The following is a 25,632-nucleotide window of genomic DNA, read 5'->3' as shown; positions in this document are numbered from 1 at the left end:
TCCTCACACGCGCTCGAAGCTGGTGCGCGAGGGCACCAGCCCGGCCGGCCGCACCAGCAACACCAGGATGACGAAGGCGAAGGCGAAGGCATCGCGAAAGGCGCGCAGCTCGGGCGGCAGATAGGCCTGGAGCATGGTCACGATGATGCCGATGGTGAAGCCGCCCACCACCGCGCCGACCAGGCTGCCCATGCCGCCCACCACCACCGCCACGAAGGCGAACAGGGCGAGCGGCAGCCCCATGGTGTGGCTGAGCGAGCCGGATTGCGTGGTGTAGAGCAGCGACACCGCCGCGGCGAGGATGCCGCTGATGGCGAAGGCGAGGCCGATGACGAGGTTGCCGCGCACGCCGAGATAGGTCGCCATGCGGAAATCCTCGGCGGCGGCGCGCATCTGGATGCCGTAGGGAGTCTTCCGCAGGAACAGCGTCAGCGCGGTCATCAGTACCAGCGTGACCACGAGGATGATCAGCTGCAGCATCGGCACCCGGAGGTCGCCGATCAGGATCTGGGTGTTGGCGCCGCTCCACAGGTCCACCGCCTTGGGCCGCGCGCCGTAAAGCATCATCACCCCGTTCTGGATGATGTAGCTGACGGCGAAGGAGGCGATCATCAATGTCGGCGAGGAAGCCCGCCGCAGCGGCCGGAACACCAGCACGTCGGAGAGCAGCGCCGCCACGACGACGATGAGGCAGATCAGCGGCGTCATCACGACGAGCGGCAGATCGCCGATGAGCAGGCGCGCCGTCACGTCGGCGGAAGGGACGATCAGTGCATAGGCGCCGATGGTGATGTAGTCGCCATGGGCGAAGTTGATCAGCCGCAATATGCCGAACAGCAGCCCGATGCCGAGCGCGGTCAACGCATAGATGCTGCCGAGGCTGACGGCGTCGATGAGGTTCTGCAGGAACCCGATCATGGGGCCACTCCCTCCAGGGTCGCCGGGGAGCCGAAGCCGAAATAGGCGCTGCGGATCGCCTCGCCATCGGCGAGATCGGCGGCGCGGCCTTCCAGCTGGATGCGCCCGCCGCGCAGCACATAGATGCGGTCGGCATGCTTCAGGATGCGGTTCGAGCTCTGCTCGTTGATGATGAGCGTCAGGCCCTCGCGCCGCCGCAGGTCGAGCAGGATCTCGTAGATCTGGTCGACGATGCGCGGGGCGAGGCCGAGCGAGGGCTCGTCGACCAGCAGCAGGCGGGGCCGCGTCATCACCGCTCGGGCGACCGCCAGCATCTGCTGCTCCCCGCCCGACAGCCGCCCGGCGGGGAAGTTCAGTCGTTCGCGCAGCCGGGGAAACAGCTCGAGCAGCCGCTCATGGTCGGCCTTGGCCTCGGCGCGGCCCTTGTGGATGAAACCGCCGATCCTCAGGTTCTCGTCGACCGTCAGCGTACCGAAGATGTGCCGCCCCTCCGGCACCAGCGAAAGGCCCTGCCGGGCGACGAGTTCGGGCCGGAGACCCACCACCTCGGCGTCGCCGAAACGGATCGAGCCGCGCCAGGGCGCGACGCCGCCGGCGACCGCTGCCAGCAGGGTCGATTTGCCGGCGCCATTGGGGCCGATGACGCAGACCACCTCGCCCTGCGCTACGGTGAGCGACACCTCGCGCAAGGCGACGAGATCGCCATAGCGCACATGCACGTCGTCAACGGTGAGGAGCGCGCCCATCAGGCCTCCATGCCGAGATAGGCGGCCATCACCGCCTCATGTTTCTGGATTTCCGCCGGCGAACCCTCCGCAAGCGTCTTGCCGCCGTCGAGCACATGCACCCGGTGGCTGATGCCCATCACCACCCGCATATTGTGCTCGATCAGCAGCACGCCGGAGGTGAAGGTCCTGGGTATCGCGGCAACGAGGGTCATCAGTTCCTCGCACTCGGCGTCAGACATGCCGGCCGCCGGTTCGTCGAGCAGGATGAAGGCCGGCGACAGCACCAGCGCCCGGGCGATGCCCAGCCGGCGCTGATCGGTGTAGGCAAGGGTGCCGGCCTTGGCCCGCGCCTTGTCGGCAAGGCCGATCCAGCCCAGCATCGCCATCGCGTGCTCGCGCGCCGCCTTCAGGCCGAGGCCGAGACCGACGCCGGTAACCTCGACGTTCTCAGCCACGGTCATGTCCTTGAACAGCCGTCCCGCCTGAAAGGTGCGGGCGATGCCATGGGCGCGGAAGCGCGCCGCGGACCAGCCGGCGGTGTCCTCGTCACCGAGCATCACCCGCCCCTCGGTCGGCCTCTGGAAACCGGTCAGGCAGTTGACCAGCGTGGTCTTGCCGGCACCGTTCGGTCCGATCAGCCCGAGGATCTCGTGGCGCGCCAGCCGGATGGTGACATCCGAAATCGCCAGCAGGCCACTGAAGCGCACCGACAATCCCTCGGCGGCGAGCATCGCCGCATTGGTCAGCGCGCGATCGACGCCGAGCGAAGGCGGCTCGATGAAGGCGGGAATTTCGCTCATCCGGGCATCCTGCGGTTGCGGGCCGGCCGGCGGGGCGCCCGCCGGCCGGAAGCGGCGCGGCGGCTACTTCTTCAGGCGGTAGAGCACCGCGTCGGGAATGGCCTGGCTGATCGTCCACTCGCCGACCGAGGTCTCCTTGTCGCCGTCATAGGAGACGACGAACATCGGGTTCCGGGTCTGGATGTGCAGCTTGGGCGAGAAGGAGCGCGGACCGATCACGGTGGGGAAGTCGCCCATCTCGTTCAGCGCCCCCACCACGGCCTTGCTGTCGGTGGTGCCGGTCTTGACGGCGGCGGCCGCCCACATCTGCAGGAAGGCATAGATCGGGTAGGCATATTGCGTGGTCGGCGGCTTGCCGTATTTCTTCTCGAAGGCGGCGGTCAGCGCGTTCACGTCCGGGCGCGGATCGTCCTTCACCAGCGCCTGCACGGGCAGGTAGAAGTCCTTCAGTCCCGGCACCGAATTCACCCAGTAGGTGCCGTCCATCGCGGTCGCCGACAGCACCGGAATGGCGATGCCCGCCGCCCGCAGCTGGCGCAGCGCGCTCGCCGCCGCCGGGTTGGCCGAGCACAGCATCACATGGTCGACACCCTTGGTGCGGATCGCTTCCGACAGGCGGGTGACCTGCGAGGAGATGGTCGCGTCCTGGCTCTTGAAGGAATCCTGCCCGACCAGTTCGCCCTTCTTCAGCGGCAGCATCCATTCATAGCCGGCGCAGGCGGACTTGTTGTATTCGAGCGTCTCGTCGACCAGCATGTAGCCCTTGCGCAGGCCCTTCTTCTCATAGCCCCACTCAGCCATTACCGCGCCCTCGAGCTGGGCGGCATTGTTGGCGGTGAAGGAGAGCGGGCCGACGCCGAGCACGCCGGCCTTGGGGTCGGAAGCGCCGATGAACACCGAGATGATGCCCGCCTTCTGCGCCTGCAGCGCGGCGGGCGCGCCATAGTCGTAATCCGCAGAGACCAGCAGCATGTCGGCGCCGGCGTCGACCAGCTGCTTGCCGGCCTTGGCGCCCTCGACGCGGTCGGTCTTGGTGTCGGCGGTGATGACTTTGATCTTCTTGCCGAGCACGCCGCCCTTGGCGTTCTGCTCCTCCACCCAGAGCTGGGCCATCTTGGTGGCCTCGCCGTCATAGGCCTCCATCCAGCCGGAGAAGGCGACGGCCATGCCGAGGGTGATCTCGTCGGCGGCGCGGGCCGGCTGCAGGGGCAGCAGGGTGACCACGCTGCCGAGCAGCGCATAAAGCAACTTTCTCATCCGGTCTGCTCCATCAGCAACAGGGGGCACGCCCATGGCGCGCCGTTCACATCAAGGGGAACGTCATTTCACCGGAGGCCACCCATAGGCAGGCAGCGCTCCCCGCAGACGGAAGGGCGGAGCCGTCAGCCGGCGGGGGCAGATGCCCGCCGGGCCGCGCGGTCGGCCTGCCAGGTCACGCACCATTGCGAGCAATAGGTCTTGCCGTTCTGGATCACCCAGGAGGCGCGGGCGTCCGGGGTGTCGTAGAGCAGCACGCCGCAGTTCGGGCACTTCTCATAGGCTTCGATGTAGAGGCGGTTGGCCGAGAAACGCATGGTCTTCTCCTGGGTCCGGGTCCGGCTCTTCAGTTCGCCGGCGCGCGACGGGCGGCGGTCGCTTCGTGGTCGATGTCGAGCGTCTCGTCCTCGATGCTGCCGGTGAGCACGACGCCGTACAGGTCGCGGGCGCGGGCCTCGGTCTCGTAGCCTTCGAGGACGTCTTTCAGCACCCGGCGCGGATCGCGCTGCCGGGGGTCGCCATAGCCGCCGCCGGAGGTGTGGTTGCCGCGCACATAGGCGCCCTTCTCCAGGCGAAGGTTGACGATGTTGGGCAGCTCGGTCTCCCGGCCATCGGCCTCCACCCGGAAATGCCGGGCGCAGGTGCCGTCCTGCCCGCCACGCACGCCTTTCGGCGGGTAGTGGGTGCCGTCGCACGGCCAGAGCACATCCATGGCGAACCTGGTGGGGCCGTAGGCGAGTTCCATCGCCGGCGCGCCGCGAAAGCGGCCGGCCCCGCCGGTGCCCGGAAGGATGCGCAGGAAATGGAAGCGCATCGGATGCTTGAGCTCGTCGATCTCGACGCTGTCGCGGTACATCAGCCCGCCGACCACCGGCAGCGCGTAGGTCGGCCAGCCATCCGCCGCCGGCGCGCCCGGTCCGCCGGCGCCGGTGATGATCAGCTGGTTGACGAAGGCGCCGTCGTCGCTGCGGTCGTCCTTGCCGGAGATCACCGCAAAGCCCGCGCCCATGCCGACGCCCCCCTCCGCCAGCCCCCAGCCCTCGCCGATCTGCGCGAAGGACGACTGCACGATGTTGATCAGCCGATCGGCGATATTGGTGGTGGCGACCGAGCAGCTATGCGGGAATTTCGGCCGGCCGGCCACGGCGCCGTCCCGCAGATGCACGTTGATGCGGCGGAAGGAGCCGGAATTGCGCGGCACGGTGGAATCGATCGAGTTGAACACCCCCGCCACCGTCGAGGAGGTGGCACAGGCCTCGCTCTCGTTGAATCCGCAATCGACATTGTCGACATTGTCGGTGAGATCGAGATCGATCACGCCCTCATCGGGCTGGATCCTCACCGTCACCTTCAGCGGGATGCCGTCCGGCAGCAGGGTGCCGAACGGGTCATGCGCGCCGCTATTGGTCAGCGTCGCCGCCGGCAGCTTGCGGATCGCCTGCACCATGCGCTGCTCGGAATAGTCCAGCCAGTCGCGGATGAAGGTCTTGATGCGCTCCTTGCCGTATTTGGCGCAGAGCTCCTTCAGCCGCCGCTCGCCGACGCGGGCACAGCCGATGCCGGCCAGGAAGTCGCCATACCATTGCGAGGGCACGCGGATGCGCGAGCGGCACATGCGCACGACGTTCTCGTCCGTCGCGTAGTCGCGCTGCACCCGCACCGCCGGGAAGATGAGGGCGCCTTCCTCATATTGATCGCGGGCGGTCGCGGAGTAGGTGGTGGGCAGCGCATTGCCGATATCGGCCTGGTGCGCTTTGGCGACGGTGGTGAACAGATGCTCGCCCTCGAAGAATACCGGCACCAGAAAGGTGTGGTCGGCGGCATGGGTGTTGCCGGAATAAGGGTCGTTGTGCAGGTAGCAATCGCCCTCGCGAATATCGGCGCCATGGAAGTCGGCCATGGCGCGGGTCTGCATGTGGCTGCCGAAGATGTGGATCGGCAGGCCTTCGGCGGAGGCGAGCAGTTGATTGTCGCCGGTGCAGATCGAGCAGCTGAAGTCGCGGGCGCTGTTGATCACCGCCGAGCGGGCGGCGCGCAGCAGCGTATGCGTCATCTCGCGCACGATGCCGTCGACGCGGTTGGCGATGATCGCGGTCAGATAAGGGTCGAACTCGGCATGCGTACCGGCGGTCATGGGCGGTTCCCCTCTCAAGCGATGCGCAGCAGGTAGTTGCCGGTGGCGCTGACCTCGGCCGACATGCCGGGGTAGACGACCAGCGTCGTGGTCGGCTCCTCGACGATGGCCGGGCCGCTGATGAGGAGACCGGGCGCAACGTCGGCGGCCTTGTAGATGGCGGTGGGGAGCGGCGTGCGGTCGCCGAAGAAGCAGTCGCGCATCCCGGTCGGCGGCCCGGCGGCAAGGCGCCCGACGGCGGCCTCGGGCTCCGGCGGCTTGGCGAGGTTCACCACCAGCCGGGCCTTCCAGTTCACCACCTCGACCGGGCTGCCGGGATCGCGCACGGCGAAGACGCGCTCATGCACCTGGTGGAAGGCCTCGACCAGCGCGGCGCGATCGCCGTCGCTCTCGAAGCGCCGCACCGGCAACGACGTGTCGAGCTCCCACACCTGGCCGAGATAGCGGGCCTCGGCCACCAGATCGATGCGGTAGTCTCCCTTCGCGCCCGGCAGGGTGGCGCGAAATGTCTCCAGCCTGGCCTCCAGACCCGCCAGCACCTCGTTGACGCTGGCGGCATCGAAGCGATTGGTCAGCGTGACAAGGCTCGCCGTCTCCTCCGCGACGATGTCGGCGAACTGCATGCCGGAGGCCGAGAGCGCCGAAGCGACCTTGGGAAGGATCACCCGCTCGCAGCCGAGTTCCTTGGCGATGGTCATGATGTTGATACCGGCCGCGCCGCCGCCGGCGACGATGGTGCTCTCGCGCGGATTGACGCCCTCATTGACCGTGATGTCGGCGATGGCCCGCATCATCAGGTCGCTGGCGAGGCTGAGGATGCGGAACGCCGTCTCCTCGACGGAAAGGCCGATGCGCTCGGCCACCGTCAACACCGCGCGCCGCGCGGCGTCGACATCGAGCCTCATCCGGCCGCCGAGGAAATAATCGGGATCGAAATAGCCGAGCACCACGGCGGCATCGGAGACGGTCGGCAGCGTGCCGCCGCGCCCATAGCAGGCCGGGCCCGGCTCGGCGCCGGCCGATTGCGGCCCCACGCGCATCAGCCCGCCCTCGTCGATCCAGGCGATCGACCCGCCGCCGGCCCCGATGGAGCGCATGTCGACGGCGGAGATGCCGAGCAGGTCGCCGGTATAGGCCGGCCCCAGCCAGGTGTCGCGGGTGAAGGTCAGCCGCCCGTCGCGGACCAGCCCGACGTCGAAGGTGGTGCCGCCGGTGTCGCAGATGATGACGTCGTCGCCGAGAGTTTCGAGCGTGGAGAAGGTCAGCCCGGCGATCGGCGCCATGGCCGGCCCGGAGCCGACCGTGTAGATCGGCTTCTCGACCAGCGCGTCGATATGGTTGCAGCCGCCTTCGGTGGTGCTGACCAGCACCTGCCCGGCAAAACCTGCCGCCGTGAGATCCTTCTCCAGCCCGCGCAGGTGATCCTGCATCAGCGGCTTCAGCGAGGCGTCGATGGCGGTGGCCGACGCGCGGCGATATTCGCGCACCACCGGCACCAGCCGATGCGACAGCGTGTAGGGCACGCCCGGCAGCAATTCGTCCAGCAATTCGGCGAAGCGCATTTCGTGCGCCGGATTGGCGATGGACCACAAGAGGCACACCGCCACCGCCTCGAAGCCCCGCGCCTTGAGCTTGGCGATCACCTCGCGCGCCTGCGCTTCGTCAAGCGGGATCGTGGCGACACCGTCGGCGCCGACGCGTTCGGTCAACTCGAAAGTGTGGCGACGGGCGATATAGGGATCGGGGTAATCCTGGCTGAAGTCGTGCGGGTTGAACTTACCGCCCTCCTTCAGCAACAGCGTGTCGGGAAAGCCGGCGGTGGTGACGAAGGCGGTCTTCGCCACCGTCTTGGTGACGATGGCGTTGGTGGCGCGGGTGGTGCCGTAGATCAGCAGCTCGGCCTCGGCCAGCAAGGTCTCCAGCGATATGCCGAGCTGCAGCGCCGCCGACTCGATGGCGTCGCGCATGCCGAGGAAGATGCGGCTGCGCGTGGTCAGCGCCTTGCCGATGATAAAGCTGCCGGTACCGTCGCTGACGATGACATCGGTGAAGGTGCCGCCCGTATCGACGGAAATGCGATAGGCCATGAGACGTTCCTCGACACGGCGCGGGCGACGTGGGCCGGGCATCCAACTCGCCTCGAAACCCGGAGCGAGGAAAGTTTAGCCGGCACGTTCCGACGCGTTTGTCGCTGAACGAACAAAGAGCTGGACGAAACCGCCCTATACAGGGCAGGCGCCGAATCTGCATATTTTTTGTACAGTCAATGTCGGTAATGGCCGGCTTTGCCCATTGCCCGGCTTGGTCTTGCGCGAAGTTTGGCCTGTCCCGCCACCCGTGCCGGCCTTAGAGTCCGCATCCGGCCTGCCCCACGCTGCTTCACTGGGATGACCGCACGTGAACGAAGCCCCGATTGTCGTGAGCCGGTTCGACGTCGCCCCCCTGCATCCCGCCCGTCGAGGGCAGGCATGGGCCGAGGCTCAGCACGAATATTTCTACGCCGTCGATCTCAGCGCCGGCCCGGACTTCGCGAGAGGCTGGGTGCAAAGCATCGACATCGCCGGCATCCGGCTCGCCAGATACCATTCCGATCCGGTGTTCGTACGACGCACGGCACCGCTGATCGCCCAGAAGCCGGAAGACTTCTACTTTCTGCCGGTGCTGCTGGACGAGGGCCTGTCCTTCCGCCAGCGCGGCCGGCACGCCGATCTGGCGCCGGGGCGGTTTGCTTTCGTGAGCTCGCTGGAAGCCTATGATTATGATCAGCCGAAGACAGCGACCTTCCACAGCCTCCGCTTTCCCGGCCCCGCCATGCGCGAGCGCACGCCCAGCATCAATGATTGGACGGCGCATGATTTCGGCGACCACGTCATGGTGCGCCTCTTCCTGGATTTCGCCAATTCGTTCTGCAGCCACGGCATTTCCATCGACCCGGCGATCGGCCACCGCATCACCGGGCACATGCTCGATCTGCTGGCCCTCGTCATTGCCGGCGCCGACAGCAACTGTGACGAGACGGCGGTGCGCCTCGCCCATCGCCAGCGCGCGCTGCAGGTGATCGACGGCCGCTTCCGCGACCCCGATTTCGGCGCTGGCGACGTCGTGCGCGCGCTGAAGCTGTCCGAGCGCTACCTTCAGAAGATCTTCGCCGATCACGGCGAAACGCTTTCGGCCGCGATCCGCAGCCGCCGCCTCCTGGAAGCACGCCGGCTACTCGATACGCGCGATGTGACGCGCGCCTCGATCTCCTCCATCGCCTATGCGGTCGGCTTCGCCGAACCTGCCTATTTCAGCCGCGTGTTCCGCGCCGCGACAGGCATCTCGCCACAGGAATACACCCGGCGCGGCTAAGCCGCCCTACCCTGTCCGCGCGACCACCTGGCGCGGCAGCAGGACGAGCACGACACCGGCCAGGATAAGCAGCGTGCCCGCCAGCTTCAGCACCGGCACCGTCTCGCCGAAGACCAGCGCGCCGAGGCCGATGGTGAACACCGGGTTGAGCATGGAATAGGGCACGACGGCATTCACCGAATTGCGCGCCAGCAGACGATACCAGACACCATAGGCCAGCACCGACGACACCAGCGCACTATAGACCACCGCTCCCCAGCCGTGCCAGCCGACGCTTGCAAGGCCGGTCCAGGAATGGCGCTCGAACAGCAAGGTGGCGATCGCCAGCTGCGGAATGGTGAACAGCGCCGACCAGCCGGTCAGCGCCATCGCATCCAGCGGCGGCATCATCTTCACGACCAGATTGGTGACCGCCCAGCCGGCGGCGCTGGCAATCAGCAGGCCGAGCGCCAGCGGGCCGGGAAAAGTCGGCCCGAGGGCCAGTACCACGACGCCGCCAACCGTCATGGCAAGCCCCGCTGCCCGCACCACGCCGAGCGGCTCGCGGAACACCAGACAGGCAAGCAGGCTGGCCATGGGCGCGCCGAGCTGCACCAGCACCGCGCTGGTCCCGGCCTCGGTGAGGCCCAGCGCGATGAAAAGAAACCCGAAATGCATGGCCCCGAAAGTGACGGACACCAGCATGACCCACGGCAGATGCCGGCGGGTGATGCGCCGGAACGGCACCAGCAGCGCCGCCACCAGCGTGAACCGCAGCAGGCTCATCAGCAGCGGCGGGATTTCCGCCACGCCGAGCTTTACCAGCACGAGATTGGCGGACCAGCAGGCGACCACCGCCACCGCCAGGAGCTTGTCGATCGGGGACATAGCGGAAACTCGGCCGCACCGGGATGGCCGAGGCCGCCCCGCTTCGGCAGGCGCGCCCAGCGCGCCGGGTCAGCGCGGCAAGGCGGCGAGAGTGGCGTCGAGAGCAAGACGCAGGCGGCGGGTGAGCTCGCCGATCTCCGCCTCGGTGATGATCAGCGGCGGCGACAGCACGACGCAGCCCTGCAGCGGCCGCACGACCACGCCGGCCGCCAGCCCGGCCATATAGAGCTGCTGGCTGAGCCCGCCCGGTGCCAAAGAGGGCGAGGCCGCCGCCGGCCCGCCTTCCCCAGGCGGGGCGATCTGCACGGCACCGGCCATGCCGAAGCAGCGGGTCGCGGTCACCAGCGGGTGATCTTCAAGACTTGCCAGTGCCTTCTGCCAGACCGGCATGACCGCTTGCACATGGCCGAGGATGTTGCGCCGCTCATAGATGTCGAGGACCTTGAGGGCGACGGCGGCGGAGACCGGATGGCCGCCATAGGTACCGCCATGGTTGAAGATGCCGGCCGCGTTGGCCCCCTCTTCCAGCTGGCTGTAGAAATCGTCCGACATCACCACCGCCGAGATCGGCTGATAGGCGCCGGACAGGCCCTTGGCGCAGCTGATGCAGTCCGGCTCGATGCCGAGCGTCTCGCTGCCCCACATCTTGCCGGTGCGGCCGAAGCCGGTGACGACCTCGTCGGCATAGAGGCGGATGCCATAGCCGTCGAGCAGCGCCTTGATCTTGGTGAAATAACCCTGCGGCGGCGGGAACATGCCCGACGACACCGAGACCGGCTCGGCGATGAAGGCCGCGACGGTCTCCGGGCCGGCCGCCTCGATGGTCTGCCGCAGTTCCTCGACAAGGCGGTCGGCATAGGCGGTCTCGGTCTCGCCCGGCAGCGCCCCGATCGGCCAGGTAGGATGCGAGACGAACAGGCTGTCGCCGGTGGGGATGCCGAACGCCTCCTGCAGCGCCGCACTGCCGCCCAGTGCGGTGGTGGCGATGGTGCCGCCGTGATAGCTGGCACGGCGCGAGATGATCTTGCGGCGCGTCGGCTCGCCGGCAACCCGGTTCGCATACCAGGTGAACTTCACCAGCTGGTCATTGGCCTCCGAGCCGGTGGTGGCGAACATCACATGGCCGCCGCGTACCGGCGCCACCGCCGCCAGCCGCTCGGCCAGCTCCATCACCACCGGCACGGTGCGGTGGATGCCCGAGGGATACATCGGCAGGGCGCGCAGCTGCTCCACCGCCGCCTCGATGAGCTCCTCGTCGCTGAAGCCGAGATTGACGCAATAGAAGGTCGAGACCGCCTCGATATAGTCCTTGCCCTGCTCGTCGAAGGTGTAGATGCCCTTCCCTCGTACGAACATCAGCGGGCGTTCCTCGCGCAGCTTCTGCAGGTTGGAGAACGGCAGCAGGGCCAGATTGCCGGGGTGGTTGGTGCCCCGCGCCAGGACATTCATCGTCGCGCCTCTCGTTTTGTGTGATCACAGTCACGACAAGGCTATCGGCGCGGCGAGACGGCGGTCAAGAGAGAATGTCGTCATCAGTATTCGTCAGCGTAAAAACGGATGGAGCCGCGCCTTTCGACACACGGACCGCACCCAGCTCACCATCTGTGATCACGAACGAGGCCAGCTAGGAAGAGCGCCCATCCAGCGTCCAGCCGAGTCGCCGGTAGAGATAGCGCTGATAGGTGAGGATGTCGGAGCGGCGCAGGTCGCGCATGCGCTCGCCATCGCGCGAGCGGGCCACCCAGGCCATTTCCATCATGATGTGAGTGGAGAATTCGAGGAAGGAATAGTCCTCGTCAGCATCGCGGCACAGGGCAAGCGCCACCACCGGCGCCATGCGCACGCGCAGGCGATGGATCAGCGCCCTCATCAGCGGCGAGCCGCAGCGGTCTCCGACGAAGAACGACCAATCGTTGAAACCCTGGATATGCGCGCGCATGTGATCGGTGAAGGCCATGCCGAGCCGCTCCGGCCGCACCGCCTCCGAGAGAGCCTGCAACTTGGCGAACTCCTGCTCGCTTGCGCGCCGCACGAACAAAGCCGCCGCATCGCCCTCGATGAGCACCCGCATGCGGAAAATGTCGTCGCAGTTCTGACGGCTGAGCTCGGGCACCTGTATGACACGCGTCGGCGTGATCTCCAGCGCCTCCTCGGCCACCAGCGAGGAGACGGCATCGCGCGCCGGCTGCATGCTGGTGCCGAAGCTGGCAGCCAGCGAACGCAGCGACACCTTCGCACCGGGCAGGAGCTCGCCCATTAGCAGGCGCTGGCGCAAGGCGTCAGCGATCTGACCGGACAGCGTGTGGGCCGCCTTGCCTGCATCCGGATCCCTCATGACACCCCACCCCGAGACAACGCCGCGCCGCACCCGACCAATGCTGGCTATATCATGGATTTTGTTGAGGGAATGATCGACACCCCATTGCGCAGGCGATGTGATCACACGCGGACATCGATCAACCTGAACACTGGCGCGGCACAGCAGATGCTTGCTCAGCTTTGCATCCGCTATCGCATATTTTATGTTCACGAACAGTAATTGACACCGTTTTGAGCACCCGTATAGTTCGTCTCGACACCCTGTGATCACATAGGGGCTGCACCAGAGCACCCGTACTTTTCCTCTGCCGCCTTCTGGCGACGGTGCCCGCGATGTTGCGTGGCGCCGGGTCGGGCGACGTCAACACTCGTGCAAAGCGGACCGCGACATGAACCTCCCGATCCAGTCCCCCACGGCCTCGGACACGTCCGCCTTCGCCGCCGGCGCCGCCTATGTCGACGGCGCCTACATGCCGCTGAGCGAAGCCCGTATCCCGGTCACCGACTGGGGCTATCGCCGTTCGGACGTGGTCTATGACGTGGTCAGCGTCTGGGACGGCTCGTTCTTCCGCATCAACGATCATCTCAAGCGCTTCCGCGCCTCGATGGAGTTCTCGCGGCTGGTGCCGGCGGAGAGCGACGACGACATCCGCGCCATCCTGCACAGGCTGGTGGCGCTCGCCGGCCTGCGCGAGGCCTATGTCGCCATGGACTGCCTGCGCGGGCGCCCGGCGCCGGGCACCCAGTATCACCCGAAGAATGCCCGCCCCTATCTCATCGCCTATGCCATCCCGTTCATCTGGCTGATGAAACCGGAAATCATCGAGCGCGGCGCCCATATGGTCATCGCCTCGACGCCGCGCATTCCGGAATCCTCGGTCAATGCGCGGGCGAAGAATTTCCACTGGGCCGACATGACCGCCGCGCTGTTCGAGGCGGACGAACAGGGGGCCGACAACCCGATCCTGCTCGACGCCGCCGGCAACGTCACCGAAGGGCCGGGCTACAACGTCTTCTGCATCACCAACGGGGTGGTCGCCACGCCGGACCGCAACGTGCTCGGCGGCATCACCCGGCTATCGGTGATCGAGCTGTGCGCCGAGCTCGGCCTTCCCTGCGAAGTGCGCGATGTCAGCGTCGACGAACTGCGCGACGCCGACGAGATCCTGGTTTCCTCCACCGCCGGCGGGCCGATCGGCGTCAGCCGCCTCGACGGGCGCATCCTGAACAATGACCGCCCGGGCCCGCTGACCCAGAAGCTGCGCGAGACCTATTGGGAAAAGCGCAAGCAGGGCTGGCACGGCGAGCCGGTCGACTACACGGCCGTCTGACACCGAGGCCCTTTCCGGAACGAGCCGACAACAAGCCTTCCACACAGATTTTCCAAGAAACAAGACCTTTCCAACCTTCCAGAGGATTGCCGCCGTGACGAAAGCCCGCCGTATTCTTCTCGAGACCATGGCATTGCTTGCCGGAGGCGTGCTCATCGCCACCTCCGCGATGGCCCAGAGCATCCCCGCCCCCGGCCCGACGGTCGAGGCCATCAAGAAGCGCGGCGAGCTGAATTGCGGCGTCGATGCCGGCATTCCCGGCTTCGCTTTCCAGGATGCCAGCGGCGCGTGGAAGGGTTTCGACGTCGATTACTGCAAGGCGCTGGCGGCAGCGGTGCTGGGCGATCCCGCGAAGGTGAAATATGTCGGCACCACCGCCAAGGTGCGCTTCACCGTGCTGCAATCCGGCGAGATCGACGTGCTCGTGCGCGATTCCACTCTCACCTTCGCCCGCGACATCGATCTCGGCCTCACCGAGGTGGCGGTGAATTTCTATGCCGGCCAGGGCTTCATGGTGCGCAAGAGCCTCGGCGTGAACACGGCCGCCGAGCTCAGCGGCGCCACCATGTGCATGCTCACCGGCGCGACGCTGGAGCTGAACATCGCCGACTTCGCCCGCTCCAAGGGCACCGTGATCAACTCGCTGCTGTTCGAGAAGTCGGAAGAGGCCTTCGCCGCGGCGGAAAGCGGACGCTGCGACGGCTATTCCGACGACACCGGCTCGCTCGCGGCCGCCCGCTCGACGATGAAGGTGCCGGACGACTGGGTGATCCTGCCGGAAGTGATCTCCAAGGAGCCGCTCGGCATCCACACCCGCGATGGCGACTATCGCTGGTCGGACATCGTCTTCTGGGTCGATGCGGGGCTGAAGACGGCCGAGGAATTCGGCATCACCAAGGAAAATGTCGACGAGAAGAAGAGCTCGAACGACCCCTTCGTGCGTCGCCTGCTCGGGTTGGAAGGCGATTTCGGCAAGAAGCTCGGGCTCGACAACGAGGCTTTCGCGCGCGCCATCAAGGCGGTAGGCAATTATGGCCAGATCTACGACGCCTCGTTCGGCCCCAAGGCGCTCGGCCTGCCGCGCGGCATCAACAATCTGTGGAACCAGGGCGGCCTGCACTACCCGCTCCCGTTCCGTTGAGATCCGCGAATGGCCGGAAAGTCGCGTAAAGGCGGTTCTTCGCTCTGGCCGATGAAAGCCCCCCACGCCCTGCTGCTGCAGGGCGTGGCTGTCCTCATCGGGGGCCTCGTCATCGGCTGGTTCGCGCAGAACGCCGCCAGCAACCTCGCCCGCCGCAGCATGGAGCTCGACTTCGGCTTCCTCGGAAGCGCTGCCGGCTTCAGCATGCCGTTCCAGATCCTGTCCTTCGCGCCGACCGACACCTACTTCCTGGCGCTGGTGACCGCTTTCGCCAATACGCTCCTTGTGTCGGCACTGGGCGTGGTCACCGCCACCGTGCTCGGCCTCGGTCTCGGGGTGCTGCGCCTGTCGCCCAACTGGCTCCTCTCCACCGTCTCGGGCGCCATCGTCGAGTTGGTCCGCAACACGCCGCAGCTGCTGCAGATCGTGTTCTGGTATGTCGGCGTGCTGCAATTGCTGCCGCTGGCCCGGCAGAGCCTGTCCTTCGGCGACATCGCCTTTCTCAACATACGCGGCCTGTTCCTGCCGGCGCCCGTTGGCGGTCCCTGGAGCAGCGCCCTCATCATCGCCTTCTTCGCCAGCCTCGCGCTGGTGCCGCTCGCCCGTCGCCACCTTGCGCCGGAATCGCATCGGAGCGGGCTGTTCTGGCTGATCCCGCCGCTGCTGCTCCTTGCGCTCGTCCTGAGCGTTGATGGCTGGAGCCTGCCGGCGCTGAAGGGTTTCAACTTCGTCGGCGGCATGGTGCTGCCGCCGGAGCTGGTGGCGCTGTGGGCCGGCTTGTCGCTCTACACCGCCGCCTTCATCGCCGAGATCGTGCGGGCATCGGTGGAGGCCATCGGCAAGGGCCAGGTCGAGGCGGCGCGCAGCCTCGGACTGAAGCCATGGCTGACCCTGCGCCTGGTGGTACTCCCGCAGGCATTGCGGCTGATGATCCCGCAAATGACCAACCAGTATCTCAACCTGATCAAGAGTTCCTCGCTCGGCGCCGCCATCGCCTATCCGGAAATCGTGCAGATCTTCGCCGGCACGGTGCTGAACCAGTCTGGCCGCGCCATCGAGGTGATGGTGATCGTGATGGGCGTGTTCCTGATGATCAACCTTGCCGCCTCTGCCGCCCTTGCGCAGCTGAACCAACGCGTCGCCCTGAAAGAACGCTGAGCCATGACCGAGAACACTGCCGGAGCCGGCGCTGCGATCATCGACGGAGCGGCCATCGTTGGAACGGGCAAGGATGCCGCAACCAAGCGATCGGTGGGTAAGGCGTTCAGGAGCGGCGCGACGGCCACGGAGAGAACGCGCCGCTGGCTGCGCGCCAACCTGTTCAGCTCGCCGCTGATGGGCACGCTGACGGTTCTCACCCTGCTCCTGCTGGGGCTGACGCTACCGCCGCTGTTTCGCTGGGCGTTTCTCGACGCCGTGTTCGAAGGCCCCAACCGAAGCGTCTGCGGTGCCGGCGCCTGCTGGGCCTTCGTCGCCGACCGGCTGGAGCAGTTCGTCTATGGCCGCTACACCCTGTCCGAGCGCTGGCGGGTGGATCTGGCGCTGCTTGTCCTCGCCGGCTTTGCGGCAGCGGCGCTGTGGCCGCGCAATTCCCATCGCACGCTTGCGGTGATGCTGCTGGTCACGCTGTGCCCGGCGGTCGCCGCCGTGCTGCTGGTCGGCGGCGTGTTCGGGCTGCCCTTCGTGCCGACCGACCAGTGGGGCGGGCTCTCGCTGAACATCATCCTCACCTTCGCCACCGTCGTGCTGGCGCTGCCGCTCGGCGTGGTGCTCGCTTTAGGGCGGCGCTCGCAATTGCCGGTGATCCGCTGGAGCTGCACCGCCTTCATCGAGATGCTGCGCGGCGTGCCGCTGCTCACCGTGTTGTTCATGGCCATGGTGATGCTGCCGATGTTCCTGCCGGAAGGCGTCACCTTCGACCGGCTGGTACGGGCGATCATCGGCCTGTCGCTGTTCGTCGCCGCCTATTTCGCCGAGATCATCCGCGCCGGGCTGCAAGGCATACCCAAGGGGCAGTACGAGGCGGCGGCGGCGATCGGGCTGGGCTTCTGGGGCGCGCACCGGCTGATCGTGCTGCCGCAGGCGTTCCGGCTGGTGGTGCCGGGCATCGTCAACACGGTGATCGACCTGTTCAAGGACACCACGCTGGTATCGATCATCGGCCTGTTCGATCTGCTCGGCATCGTCGGCCAGTCAATCAAGGATCCGAACTGGCTCGGTCTCGGCCGCGAGGGCTATGTCTTCGCCGCGTTGATCTTCTTCGTCTGCTGCTATGCGATGTCGCTGCTCAGCCTCAGGATCGAGCGGCGGATCCGCAGCGCCAGCCACTGAACGCGCCGCTTCGGCATTCAGGCGACCACCCCGCGATGCCCACAAGGCCGCGCTCACGTGGCGCACCTTCGGCATGTGGGCGGCCGGCGCACAGGGGATGGATGACCGCGGCGACATCCCCTATCAATGGCGCAAGACGATCCCCTTTGCCTTGCCATCGAGAAGAGAAAGAAGCCGCTCCATGAAGTCGCGCGCCGCTGTCGCCTGGGAAGCCAAGAAGCCCCTGACCATCGAGACCATCGAGATCGGCGGGCCGAAGCCCGGCGAAGTGCTGGTCGAAATCATGGCCACCGGCGTCTGCCACACCGACGCCTACACGCTGGACGGCCTCGATTCCGAGGGCAAGTTCCCGGCGATCCTCGGCCATGAGGGCGCCGGCATCGTGCGCGAGATCGGCGCCGGCGTGACCTCGCTGAAGGTCGGCGACCATGTCATCCCGCTCTACACGCCGGAATGCCGGCAGTGCAAAACCTGCCTGTCGCAGCGCTCGAACCTGTGCACCTCGATCCGCGCCACCCAGGGCCAGGGCCTGATGCCCGACCGCACCACGCGCTTCTCCTGCGAGCGCACGGGCGGACAGGGCGGCGAGATCTTCCACTACATGGGCTGCTCGACCTTCTCGAACTTCACCGTGCTGCCGGAGATCGCGCTGGCCAAGGTCCGCGAGGACGCGCCCTTCGACAAGATCTGCTACATTGGTTGCGGCGTCACCACCGGCATCGGCGCGGTGGTCTATACCGGCAAGGTCTGGCCGGGCGCCAATGTCGTGGTGTTCGGGCTCGGCGGCATCGGGCTGAACGTCATCCAGGGCGCCCGCATGGTCGGCGCCGACAAGATCATCGGCGTCGACATCAACCCGGCCAAGGTCGCCATGGCCAGGAAGTTCGGCATGACCGACTTCATCAACCCCACCGAGGTCGGCAACGACAAGGTGGTGCAGGCGATCCAGGACCTCACCGACGGCGGCGCCGACTTCACCTTCGATTGCACGGGCAACGTCAACGTCATGCGCCAGGCGCTGGAGGCCTGCCATCGCGGCTGGGGCACCTCGATCGTCATCGGCGTGGCGCCGGCGGGGGCGGAAATCTCCACCCGTCCGTTCCAACTGGTCACCGGACGCAACTGGCGCGGCAGCGCCTTCGGCGGCGCCCGCGGGCGCACCGACGTGCCGAAGATCGTCGACTGGTACATGGAGGGCAAGATCAACATCGACGACCTGATCACCCACACCATGCCGCTCGACGAGATCAACACCGCGTTCGACCTGATGCACGAGGGCAAGTCGATCCGCTCCGTGGTGATCTACTGATGGCGGCGGCGATGGAGACCGTCTCCAAGGCGAAGTCGCATGGCGGCGTGCAGGGCGTGTACCGTCATGACTCAAAGGTCACCGGCACGCCGATGACCTTCGCGGTGTTCGTGCCGCCGCAGGCCGCCAACGGCCCGGTGCCCGTGCTGTGGTATCTGTCCGGCCTTACCTGTACCCATGCCAACGTCATGGAAAAGGGCGAGTACCGCGCCGCCGCCGCCCGTGACGGCGTCATCATCGTCGCGCCCGACACCAGCCCGCGCGGCGAGATGGTGCCCGACGAGCCGGACAACTGGCAGTTCGGCTCCGGCGCCGGCTTCTATCTCGACGCGACGCAGGAGCCTTATGCCGCGAACTACAGGATGTACTCCTACATCGTCGAGGAACTCACCGCGCTGATCGCCGCCGAGTTCCCCGCCGACATGGCCCGGCAGGGCATTTTCGGCCATTCCATGGGCGGGCACGGCGCGCTGACCATCGCGCTGAAGCATCCGGACCGCTTCAAGAGCTGCTCGGCCTTCGCGCCGATCGTGCAACCCTCGACGGCGGACTGGTCGCGGCCGGCGCTGGAAAAGTATCTCGGCACGGACGAATTGGCCTGGCGCAGCTACGATGCGGTGGCACTGATCGAGGACGGCAAGCGCTTCCCGGAACTGCTGGTGGACCAAGGGGCGGCCGATCCGTTCCTCAAGACCGGCCTGCGCCCGGAACTGCTGGACGATGCCTGCAAGGCGGCCGGTATCCCCCTCACGCTGAACCTGCGCGAGGGCTACGATCACTCCTACTTCTTCATCTCGACCTTCATGGCTGACCATATCGCCTGGCACGCCAAGCGGCTCGGCCTGTAGAGCCGGTCCGGTCCCTGAAAGCGGATGACGAGATCGCCGGCAGCGTTTCTCCGCCGCCGGCGACGATGCGCCTCACGCATCGGGTGCGACGGTATGGCCGGCGAGCAGCTCGAGCGCCTTGACCAGCGCCGAGTGATCGAGCGCCGCGCCGCCCTGCGCCGCCACCGCGCTGAACAGCTGCTGCGCCACCGCGGTGGCCGGCAGCGCCATCTGCAGCTGCCGCGCGCCGTTCAGCGCCAGGTTCAGGTCCTTCTGGTGCAGCTCGATGCGGAAGCCGGGATTGAACGTCCGCTTGACGATCCGCTCGCCATGCACTTCCAGGATGCGCGAATTGGCGAAGCCGCCCATCAGCGCCTGCCGCACCTTGGCCGGATCCGCCCCCGCCTTGGAGGCGAACAACAGCGCTTCCGACACCGCCAGGATGTTCAGCGCCACGATGATCTGGTTGGCCACCTTGGTGGTCTGGCCGTCGCCATTGCCGCCGACCAGGGTGATGTTCTTGCCCATCTTCTCGAACAGCGGCTTCACCGTCTCGAAGGCTTTCTCCGGGCCGCCGACCATGATGGTCAGCGACGCCGCCTTGGCGCCGACCTCGCCGCCCGACACCGGGGCGTCGAGATAGTCGCAGCCGAGTTCGTTGATCTTCCGGGCGTATTCCTTGGTCTCCACCGGGGCGATGGAGGACATGTCGACGACGATCTTGCCCGGGGTCAGGCCGGCGGCGATGCCGCCCTCGCCGAACAGCGCCGCGCCGACATGCGGGGTATCGGGCACCATGGTGATGATGATGTCGGCGTTCTTCGCCACCTCGGTGGCGTTGGCGCAGGCGATGCCGCCCTTGCCGGTCAGCTCCGCCGGAACCGGCTTGATGTCGTACAGATACAGCGTGTGACCGGCGTCGATCAGGTGCCCGGCCATCGGGTGGCCCATGATCCCAAGACCGACAAATCCTACATTCGCCATCGTCAAATCCTCATGTCGTTCGGAAACAAGCGACGCTTACGCCTTGAATTTCCTGGCGATCGCCTCGGTGGAACGCGCGAGCAGGCCGGTATCGATGCCGACTGCCGTGAAGGTGCAGCCGGCCGCCATGTAGCGGCGCGCCAGCGTCTCGTCGCCGGTGAGGATGCCGGACGGCTTGCCGGCGGCGACGATGCGGTGGATCGTCTTCTCGATCAGTTCGACGATGACCGGGTTGCCCTGATCGCCGAGATAGCCAAGATCGGCCGAGAGGTCGCCCGGCCCGATGAACAGGCCGTCAATGCCCGGCACCGCGGCGATGGCCTCCAGATTGTCGAGGCCCTGCTGCGTCTCGATCTGCACGAGGAGGCACAGCTCCTCATGCGCGCGCTGGTGATAGTTCTTCACCCGGCCGAAACGCGTCGCCCGCGAAGCGCCGGCAAAGCCGCGCACCCCGTCCGGCGCGAAGCGGGTGGCCGCCACCACCGCCTGCGCCTGCGCCACCGTCTCGACCATCGGCACCAGAAAGCTGAGGGTGCCGATGTCGAGATAGCGCTTCATGACGATCGGATCGTTGACCGGGATGCGGACGACCGGATGCGTGGTGTCGCCAGCCATCGCCTGAAGCTGCGCCATGATGCCCGGCACGTCGTTGGGCGCGTGCTCGGCGTCGAGCAGCAGCCAGTCGAAGCCGGAACCGGCGAGGATCTCGGTGGCGGTGGTGCTCGCCATCGAGTTCCAGAAGCCGATCTGCTGCTGGCCGGCCAGGATGGCGCGCTTGAAGGGATTGACGGGCAGGTCCACGGGAAGGTCCTTTCGGAGTAAGGGCAACACAGGTGGAAGCGAAGCGGGCGCTCTATTCGGCGAGAGCCTGCTTGCGGGTCTTCAGCACGGCGGGGGACAGCATGGCGAGCAGCATCACCGCGACCACGCCCAGCAGCACGGCGCTGATCGGACGGGTGAGGAACACCGACGGATCGCCGTCGGAAAGCTGCATGGCGCGGCGGAAATTCTCCTCCAGCTGCGGCCCCAGCACGAGGCCGAGCAGCAGCGGCGCCGGCTCGACGCCGACCTTGATGAAGAAGTAGCCGACCACCGCGCAGCCCAGCATCAGCCAGACATTGAAGGCACTGTTGGAGATGCCGTAGGTGCCGATGCAGCAGAACAGCACGATGGCGGGAAACAACAGCCGATACGGAATCTTCAGCATCGACACCCACAACCCGACCAGCGGCAGGTTGATGATCAGCAGCATCAAATTGCCGGTCCACATCGAGGCGATGACGCCCCAGACCAGTTCCGGCTGCTCGGTCATCACCTGCGGGCCGGGCTGGATGCCCTGCATCATCAAGGCGCCGATCATCAGCGCCATCAGCGCGTTGGCCGGGATGCCCAACGTCAGCAGCGGGATGAACGAGGTCTGCGCGCCGGCATTGTTGGCGGCCTCCGGCCCGGCGACGCCCTCGATGGCGCCCTTGCCGAAGCGCGAGGGGTCCCTCGCCAGCTTCTTCTCCAGCGCATAGGCGGTGAAGGGCGGCAGCGCCGCTCCTCCGCCCGGCAGCACGCCGAGCGCCGAGCCGATAGCGGTGCCGCGCAGCATGGCGGGAAATGCCGCCTTGAGGTCGGCGCGCGAGGGAATGAGGTCGCGCAGCTTCTGGCTCACCACCTGCCGCACTTCCGGCCGCTCCAGATTGGCGATAATCTCGGCGAGGCCGAACATGCCCATCGCCACCGGCACGAAGTCGAGGCCGTCAGCCAGCGCCGGAACGCCGAAGGTCATGCGGGCGATGCCGGAATTGACGTCGATGCCCACCGTGCCGATCAGCAGGCCGAGGAACACCATGGCCAGCGACTTCGCCACCGAGCCATGGGCGAGGATCACCGCCGCGAACAGGCCGAGCACCAGCAGGCTGAAATATTCCACCGCGGTGAACTTCAGGGCGAGCGCTGCCAGCGGCAGGCTCAACACCGCGATCACCACCGTCGCCACCGTGCCGGCGAAGAAGGAGGAAATGGCCGCAATGGCGAGCGCCGGGCCGGCGCGGCCCTGCTTAGCCATCTCGTGGCCGTCGAGACAGGTGACGACCGAAGAGGTCTCGCCGGGCACGTTGACCAGGATCGCCGTGGTCGAGCCGCCATACTGCGCGCCGTAGAAAATGCCGGCGAGCATGATCAGCGCCGAGGCCGGTTCCAGCCCGAAGGTGAAGGGCAGCAGCAGCGCCACGGTCGGGATCGGCCCGATCCCCGGCAGCACGCCGATGGCGGTACCGATGACCACGCCGATCAGGCAATAGATCAGGTTGTTCAGCTGCAGGGCGGTGGAGAGGCCGAGCAGGAGGTTGTCGAACAGTTCCATGGCGTGCCTGCACTGCTCACCAGGGCCAGATCGCCACCGGCAGAGCGAGTGCCTTCACGAAGAGAAGGACCGCAGCGGCGGAGACGAACAGGCCGAACAGGATGACTTCGAAGAAGCGGCTCTCGCGGCTGGCCACCGCCGCGATGACGATGGCGGCGAAGGAAGCCGCCGCCAGGCCCGCGCTCTCGATCAGCAGCGCGAACACACCGACCGAGGCGCCAACGCCGAGGATCGGCCGCAATTGCACCCGCTCGATGCCGGCATAGGAGCGCGCCAGCCCCCGCCCGGTGAAGAACAGGCCGAAACCGAGCAGCACCAGCGCAATGGCGCGCGGCATGTAGCCCGGCCCCATATCCGCCGCGGTACCGCCGGCGAGCCGCCAGGTGGCGGCGAAGGTGCCCGCCGCCACCGCGATGAGGAAGAGGCCGAACAACAGGTCCGGCCAGTCGAAGCGCCGGGTCATGGCGTGCGCCCGGCTCAGTTGGTCTTGATGTCGGCGGCGCGCACGATGTCGCCCCAGCTCTTGATGTTCGTGGTCAGCCAGGTCTTCACCGCCTCCGGCGTGCCGGGACGAACCGAGCCGCCCTGCTCGGCCACCTTGGCCTGGATCTCCGGCATGGCGAGGATCTTGTTGAGTTCGGCATTGAGTTTGGCGACCACTTCCGGCGGCGTCTTGCCGGTGGTGAGCAGGCCCTGCCAGGTGCCGGCATCGTCGAGCGGCAGCTTGGCTTCCTTGAAGGTCTGGACGTCGGGCAGCGCGGCGAGCCGCTCGTCGCCGGTCACGGCGATGCCGACCAGTTGCTTGTTGGTGACGAAGGGCAGCGTCGCGGTGGCACCGTTGATGATCACGTTGCTCTCGTCGGACACCACGGCGCGCGAGGCGGCGGCGCCGCCCTTGTAGGGCACGTTCTTCCACTCGATGCCGAGATCGCGGGCAAGAGCCACCGCGGTGATGTGGTTGAGCGCGCCGACGCCGGAATTGGCCACCGCCAGCTTGCCGGGATTGGCCTTGGCATAGGCGACCAGCTCGGAAATGTTCTTGGCCGGCACCGAGGGATTCACCGCCAGCACGTACGGACCGAACATCACCATGCCGACCGGGGCGAGGTCGTTCTCGACATTATAGGAGAGGTCGGGGAACAGGCTCGGCGCCACGGCGAGCGATCCGATATCCATCAGCAGCAGCGTGTGGCCATCCGGCCGTGCCTTGGCGACGGCGTCGGCGCCGATATTGCCGGCGGCGCCAGGCTTGTTCTCGACCACCACCGGCTGGCCGACTGCCTCGGAAAGCTTCGGCGCGATGAGGCGGGCGAGAATATCCGAGGTGCCGCCGGGCGCGAAGGGCACCACGATGCGGACCGGACGGTCGAACGACTGGGCGGATGCCAGCGACGGCGCGAGCGCCGTAAGGGCGAGAGCGGCGGCAGCCGCCTTGAAGAGACGAAGGCTCATTGGCGTTTCCTCCAAAAAGGGGCGAAGGGCGTCGTTGCGCCTCTTGGATCGTTGGGAGGCCAGGGTGAGCCTCCAAGCAGCAATCTAGGTTAGGTTCGATGCCACAATGAGTTGTTCTTGGCATTGATTGATGCCATTTTTGGATCGATGTTCGAGCTCAGCCACCTACGCTGCTTTGTCGCCGTCGCCGAAGAGCTGCATTTCGGCCGCGCCGCCGCACGCCTCAATCTCACCCAGCCGCCCCTCAGCCGGCAGATCCAACTGCTCGAGCATGCGCTGGGCGTGCGCCTGCTCGAACGCACCAGCCGCTCTGTGGCGTTGACGCGGGCGGGCCACAACTTTCTGCCCGAGGCGCGCCGGCTGCTGCGCCTCGCCGAGGGCGCGGCATTGGCGGCGCGGCGCACCGCCAGCGGCGAGGCCGGCGCCCTCACCCTCGGCTTCACCGCCGCCTCCGGCTACGAGTTCCTGCCGCGCCTCATCAAGGCGTTCCGCGCCGAAGCGCCGGACATCGACCTGGTGCTGAAGGAGATGGTCTCGACCGACCAGTTCGAATCGCTCACCGCCGGGCGGATCGACGTCGGGCTGGTGCGGCCCACCTTCAACCGGCGCGAGCTTCAGTCGTTCTGCGTGGTACGCGAGCCGCTGCTGCTCGCGGCCCCGGAGGATCACCCGCTCGCCACCGCGGCGGAGGTCCGGCTTGCGGACCTCGAAAGGCAGGCGATGGTGACCTACTCGCCCTATGAGGCGCGCTATTTCTATGACCTCGTCGCGACGCTGTTCGCCTCGGCGGCGATTACGCCCCACTATGCCCAGCACATCAGCCAGGTGCATTCGATCCTCGGCCTGGTCAAGGCGGGCATCGGGCTCGCCCTGGTGCCGCGCGCCGCCCGCAACCTGCGCTTTGAGGGCGTGGTCCTGCGTCCGCTGGCGCTCGATGCACCCGCCCCCGTCGAACTGCACGCGGTCTGGCGCCCGGCCAACACCAATCCGGCCATCGCGACACTGTGCCGGACGCTTGACCATCTCGCCGACGCGATCCCTCCGGGCTGAGGCCGAGCGCGTGGCTCGCTTACGGCCGATTCCGCTTCTGCCCCGGAACGGCCGCCCTCCCACGAACGTTACGTTGGCAGCCTGGACAGGAGGAAACAATGAACGAACGCGAGGACCGCATCCGTGAGCAGGCGTACCGGCTTTGGGAAGCGGATGGCTGTCCCTCTGACCGTACCGAACATTATTGGTTCGAGGCCGAGAAACTCATTGCCGCCGAGGATGCGTCGAATGCGGCAGCGGCATCCCCGCGTCCGGAGGTCGATCCCAATGTCGCCATGGAGAGCCAGGAGCACGAGCCGGTCAGCGAAATCGAAACCATCCGCCGCACTCTCGAAGTTCCTCCGAAGCGGCGGGGCAAGCGTTCGCCGGCAGCCGATCGCGAGGGAGCGATGAGCGGGCTCAGCGGAGCGAAGCTGGAAGACTGACAACAGCCCCATTGCCGCAGTGCCGGGCGCCGCGCGCCCGGCAGGAAGTATTGGC

General features: G+C 67.0%; 24 protein-coding genes. 9 read left to right on the top strand and 15 right to left on the bottom strand.

Going from position 1 to position 25,632, the window contains the following annotated elements; genetic code table 11:
• Positions 1-3 precede the first annotated feature (3 nt).
• From J2X65_RS13350 to J2X65_RS13320, 7 genes are all read right to left on the bottom strand, one after another.
• Entirely contained in the window at positions 4-918 is a 915-nt protein-coding gene (locus J2X65_RS13350) for a branched-chain amino acid ABC transporter permease (RefSeq protein WP_310201732.1), read from the bottom strand.
• A complete protein-coding gene (locus J2X65_RS13345; protein ID WP_310201730.1) occupies positions 915-1,664 on the bottom strand; it encodes an ABC transporter ATP-binding protein in 750 nt (249 codons plus the stop codon). The genes J2X65_RS13350 and J2X65_RS13345 overlap by 4 nt, the downstream gene beginning before the upstream one ends.
• Positions 1,664-2,446 carry an ABC transporter ATP-binding protein gene (locus tag J2X65_RS13340; RefSeq protein WP_310201728.1) on the bottom strand — a complete coding sequence of 261 codons (783 nt, stop codon included), beginning with the start codon at positions 2,444-2,446 and terminating at the stop codon, positions 1,664-1,666. The genes J2X65_RS13345 and J2X65_RS13340 overlap by 1 nt, the downstream gene beginning before the upstream one ends.
• Before the next feature lie 63 nt (positions 2,447-2,509).
• On the bottom strand, positions 2,510-3,703 hold the full coding sequence (locus tag J2X65_RS13335; protein WP_310201727.1) for an ABC transporter substrate-binding protein: 1,194 nt from the start codon (positions 3,701-3,703) through the stop codon (positions 2,510-2,512).
• A 125-nt stretch (positions 3,704-3,828) separates the two neighbouring features.
• Positions 3,829-4,020, bottom strand: a complete 192-nt coding sequence (locus J2X65_RS13330; RefSeq protein WP_310201725.1) for a hypothetical protein — start codon at positions 4,018-4,020, stop codon at positions 3,829-3,831.
• Positions 4,021-4,049: 29 nt separating this feature from the next.
• Positions 4,050-5,837: a hydantoinase B/oxoprolinase family protein gene (locus tag J2X65_RS13325; protein WP_310201723.1), complete on the bottom strand. Its 1,788-nt coding sequence runs from the start codon at positions 5,835-5,837 to the stop codon at positions 4,050-4,052.
• Positions 5,838-5,851: 14 nt separating this feature from the next.
• Complete coding sequence (locus J2X65_RS13320) at positions 5,852-7,924, bottom strand: hydantoinase/oxoprolinase family protein (RefSeq protein WP_310201721.1); 2,073 nt, start codon at positions 7,922-7,924, stop codon at positions 5,852-5,854.
• Between the two features lie 310 nt (positions 7,925-8,234).
• Here J2X65_RS13320 and J2X65_RS13315 point away from each other — a divergent pair, with 310 nt between their 5' ends.
• Positions 8,235-9,188 (top strand): helix-turn-helix domain-containing protein, encoded by a 954-nt coding sequence (locus J2X65_RS13315; RefSeq protein ID WP_310201719.1) that lies wholly within the window; start codon positions 8,235-8,237, stop codon positions 9,186-9,188.
• 6 nt (positions 9,189-9,194) lie between these two features.
• Here J2X65_RS13315 and J2X65_RS13310 read toward each other — a convergent pair whose 3' ends face one another.
• The 3 genes from J2X65_RS13310 to J2X65_RS13300 all read right to left on the bottom strand — a co-directional run bounded on the left by J2X65_RS13310 (position 9,195) and on the right by J2X65_RS13300 (position 12,390).
• The gene (locus J2X65_RS13310; RefSeq protein WP_310201717.1) at positions 9,195-10,055 is read right to left on the bottom strand and encodes an EamA family transporter; all 861 of its coding nucleotides are present in this window, start codon (positions 10,053-10,055) and stop codon (positions 9,195-9,197) included.
• A 69-nt stretch (positions 10,056-10,124) separates the two neighbouring features.
• Positions 10,125-11,504 (bottom strand): aminotransferase class III-fold pyridoxal phosphate-dependent enzyme, encoded by a 1,380-nt coding sequence (locus J2X65_RS13305; protein WP_310201715.1) that lies wholly within the window; start codon positions 11,502-11,504, stop codon positions 10,125-10,127.
• A 175-nt stretch (positions 11,505-11,679) separates the two neighbouring features.
• Positions 11,680-12,390 (bottom strand): GntR family transcriptional regulator, encoded by a 711-nt coding sequence (locus J2X65_RS13300; RefSeq protein ID WP_310201713.1) that lies wholly within the window; start codon positions 12,388-12,390, stop codon positions 11,680-11,682.
• Between the two features lie 373 nt (positions 12,391-12,763).
• On the opposite strand from J2X65_RS13300, the gene J2X65_RS13295 reads away from it, so the two are divergent.
• The 6 genes from J2X65_RS13295 (at position 12,764) to fghA (ending at position 19,334) form a co-directional block, all read left to right on the top strand.
• Positions 12,764-13,705: an aminotransferase class IV gene (locus tag J2X65_RS13295; RefSeq protein ID WP_310201710.1), complete on the top strand. Its 942-nt coding sequence runs from the start codon at positions 12,764-12,766 to the stop codon at positions 13,703-13,705.
• Between the two features lie 127 nt (positions 13,706-13,832).
• Positions 13,833-14,846 (top strand): amino acid ABC transporter substrate-binding protein, encoded by a 1,014-nt coding sequence (locus J2X65_RS13290; RefSeq protein WP_404977707.1) that lies wholly within the window; start codon positions 13,833-13,835, stop codon positions 14,844-14,846.
• Between the two features lie 51 nt (positions 14,847-14,897).
• Entirely contained in the window at positions 14,898-16,004 is a 1,107-nt protein-coding gene (locus tag J2X65_RS13285; RefSeq protein WP_310201705.1) for an ABC transporter permease subunit, read from the top strand.
• 3 nt (positions 16,005-16,007) lie between these two features.
• The gene (locus J2X65_RS13280; RefSeq protein WP_310201703.1) at positions 16,008-17,177 is read left to right on the top strand and encodes an amino acid ABC transporter permease; all 1,170 of its coding nucleotides are present in this window, start codon (positions 16,008-16,010) and stop codon (positions 17,175-17,177) included.
• 181 nt (positions 17,178-17,358) lie between these two features.
• Positions 17,359-18,486, top strand: coding sequence for an S-(hydroxymethyl)glutathione dehydrogenase/class III alcohol dehydrogenase (locus J2X65_RS13275; protein ID WP_310201701.1), 1,128 nt, complete (start codon positions 17,359-17,361; stop codon positions 18,484-18,486).
• Between the two features lie 11 nt (positions 18,487-18,497).
• A complete protein-coding gene (gene fghA, locus J2X65_RS13270) occupies positions 18,498-19,334 on the top strand; it encodes an S-formylglutathione hydrolase (RefSeq protein WP_310201894.1) in 837 nt (278 codons plus the stop codon).
• A 72-nt stretch (positions 19,335-19,406) separates the two neighbouring features.
• Here the strand turns inward: fghA and J2X65_RS13265 are convergent, their stop codons facing one another.
• Genes J2X65_RS13265 through J2X65_RS13245 form a run of 5 tightly spaced genes read right to left on the bottom strand, consistent with a single transcriptional unit; the run spans position 19,407 to position 24,102 of the window.
• A complete protein-coding gene (locus tag J2X65_RS13265; RefSeq protein ID WP_310201699.1) occupies positions 19,407-20,297 on the bottom strand; it encodes a 2-hydroxy-3-oxopropionate reductase in 891 nt (296 codons plus the stop codon).
• Between the two features lie 36 nt (positions 20,298-20,333).
• Positions 20,334-21,098, bottom strand: a complete 765-nt coding sequence (locus J2X65_RS13260) for an HpcH/HpaI aldolase/citrate lyase family protein (RefSeq protein WP_310201697.1) — start codon at positions 21,096-21,098, stop codon at positions 20,334-20,336.
• Between the two features lie 52 nt (positions 21,099-21,150).
• Positions 21,151-22,650: a tripartite tricarboxylate transporter permease gene (locus tag J2X65_RS13255; protein WP_310201695.1), complete on the bottom strand. Its 1,500-nt coding sequence runs from the start codon at positions 22,648-22,650 to the stop codon at positions 21,151-21,153.
• Positions 22,651-22,666: 16 nt separating this feature from the next.
• The gene (locus tag J2X65_RS13250; protein WP_310201693.1) at positions 22,667-23,113 is read right to left on the bottom strand and encodes a tripartite tricarboxylate transporter TctB family protein; all 447 of its coding nucleotides are present in this window, start codon (positions 23,111-23,113) and stop codon (positions 22,667-22,669) included.
• Between the two features lie 14 nt (positions 23,114-23,127).
• A complete protein-coding gene (locus J2X65_RS13245) occupies positions 23,128-24,102 on the bottom strand; it encodes a tripartite tricarboxylate transporter substrate binding protein (protein ID WP_310201690.1) in 975 nt (324 codons plus the stop codon).
• Between the two features lie 147 nt (positions 24,103-24,249).
• On the opposite strand from J2X65_RS13245, the gene J2X65_RS13240 reads away from it, so the two are divergent.
• The gene (locus J2X65_RS13240; RefSeq protein ID WP_310201893.1) at positions 24,250-25,152 is read left to right on the top strand and encodes a LysR family transcriptional regulator; all 903 of its coding nucleotides are present in this window, start codon (positions 24,250-24,252) and stop codon (positions 25,150-25,152) included.
• A 98-nt stretch (positions 25,153-25,250) separates the two neighbouring features.
• Entirely contained in the window at positions 25,251-25,577 is a 327-nt protein-coding gene (locus J2X65_RS13235; RefSeq protein ID WP_310201688.1) for a DUF2934 domain-containing protein, read from the top strand.
• The last annotated feature ends 55 nt before the right edge of the window (positions 25,578-25,632 follow it).

It is taken from the genome of Ancylobacter sp. 3268, assembly GCF_031456575.1.
Taxonomy (GTDB): Bacteria; Pseudomonadota; Alphaproteobacteria; order Rhizobiales; family Xanthobacteraceae; genus Ancylobacter.
The sequence above is the reverse complement of the archived record's forward strand: the minus strand, read 5'-3'. Positions and strand labels throughout refer to the sequence as shown.

Coding starts and splice junctions, on each gene's coding strand:
- J2X65_RS13235 (WP_310201688.1), top strand. CDS start 25,251: ATGAACGAACGCGAGGACCGCATCCGTGAGCAGGCGTACCGGCTTTGG.
- J2X65_RS13345 (WP_310201730.1), bottom strand. CDS start 1,664: ATGGGCGCGCTCCTCACCGTTGACGACGTGCATGTGCGCTATGGCGAT.
- J2X65_RS13295 (WP_310201710.1), top strand. CDS start 12,764: ATGAACCTCCCGATCCAGTCCCCCACGGCCTCGGACACGTCCGCCTTC.
- J2X65_RS13320 (WP_310201721.1), bottom strand. CDS start 7,924: ATGGCCTATCGCATTTCCGTCGATACGGGCGGCACCTTCACCGATGTC.
- J2X65_RS13255 (WP_310201695.1), bottom strand. CDS start 22,650: ATGGAACTGTTCGACAACCTCCTGCTCGGCCTCTCCACCGCCCTGCAG.
- J2X65_RS13340 (WP_310201728.1), bottom strand. CDS start 2,446: ATGAGCGAAATTCCCGCCTTCATCGAGCCGCCTTCGCTCGGCGTCGAT.
- J2X65_RS13310 (WP_310201717.1), bottom strand. CDS start 10,055: ATGTCCCCGATCGACAAGCTCCTGGCGGTGGCGGTGGTCGCCTGCTGG.
- J2X65_RS13280 (WP_310201703.1), top strand. CDS start 16,008: ATGACCGAGAACACTGCCGGAGCCGGCGCTGCGATCATCGACGGAGCG.
- J2X65_RS13275 (WP_310201701.1), top strand. CDS start 17,359: ATGAAGTCGCGCGCCGCTGTCGCCTGGGAAGCCAAGAAGCCCCTGACC.
- J2X65_RS13265 (WP_310201699.1), bottom strand. CDS start 20,297: ATGGCGAATGTAGGATTTGTCGGTCTTGGGATCATGGGCCACCCGATG.
- J2X65_RS13250 (WP_310201693.1), bottom strand. CDS start 23,113: ATGACCCGGCGCTTCGACTGGCCGGACCTGTTGTTCGGCCTCTTCCTC.
- J2X65_RS13285 (WP_310201705.1), top strand. CDS start 14,898: ATGAAAGCCCCCCACGCCCTGCTGCTGCAGGGCGTGGCTGTCCTCATC.
- J2X65_RS13335 (WP_310201727.1), bottom strand. CDS start 3,703: ATGAGAAAGTTGCTTTATGCGCTGCTCGGCAGCGTGGTCACCCTGCTG.
- J2X65_RS13290 (WP_404977707.1), top strand. CDS start 13,833: ATGGCATTGCTTGCCGGAGGCGTGCTCATCGCCACCTCCGCGATGGCC.
- J2X65_RS13305 (WP_310201715.1), bottom strand. CDS start 11,504: ATGAATGTCCTGGCGCGGGGCACCAACCACCCCGGCAATCTGGCCCTG.
- J2X65_RS13240 (WP_310201893.1), top strand. CDS start 24,250: ATGTTCGAGCTCAGCCACCTACGCTGCTTTGTCGCCGTCGCCGAAGAG.
- J2X65_RS13245 (WP_310201690.1), bottom strand. CDS start 24,102: ATGAGCCTTCGTCTCTTCAAGGCGGCTGCCGCCGCTCTCGCCCTTACG.
- J2X65_RS13330 (WP_310201725.1), bottom strand. CDS start 4,020: ATGCGTTTCTCGGCCAACCGCCTCTACATCGAAGCCTATGAGAAGTGC.
- J2X65_RS13325 (WP_310201723.1), bottom strand. CDS start 5,837: ATGACCGCCGGTACGCATGCCGAGTTCGACCCTTATCTGACCGCGATC.
- J2X65_RS13350 (WP_310201732.1), bottom strand. CDS start 918: ATGATCGGGTTCCTGCAGAACCTCATCGACGCCGTCAGCCTCGGCAGC.
- fghA (WP_310201894.1), top strand. CDS start 18,498: ATGGAGACCGTCTCCAAGGCGAAGTCGCATGGCGGCGTGCAGGGCGTG.
- J2X65_RS13300 (WP_310201713.1), bottom strand. CDS start 12,390: ATGAGGGATCCGGATGCAGGCAAGGCGGCCCACACGCTGTCCGGTCAG.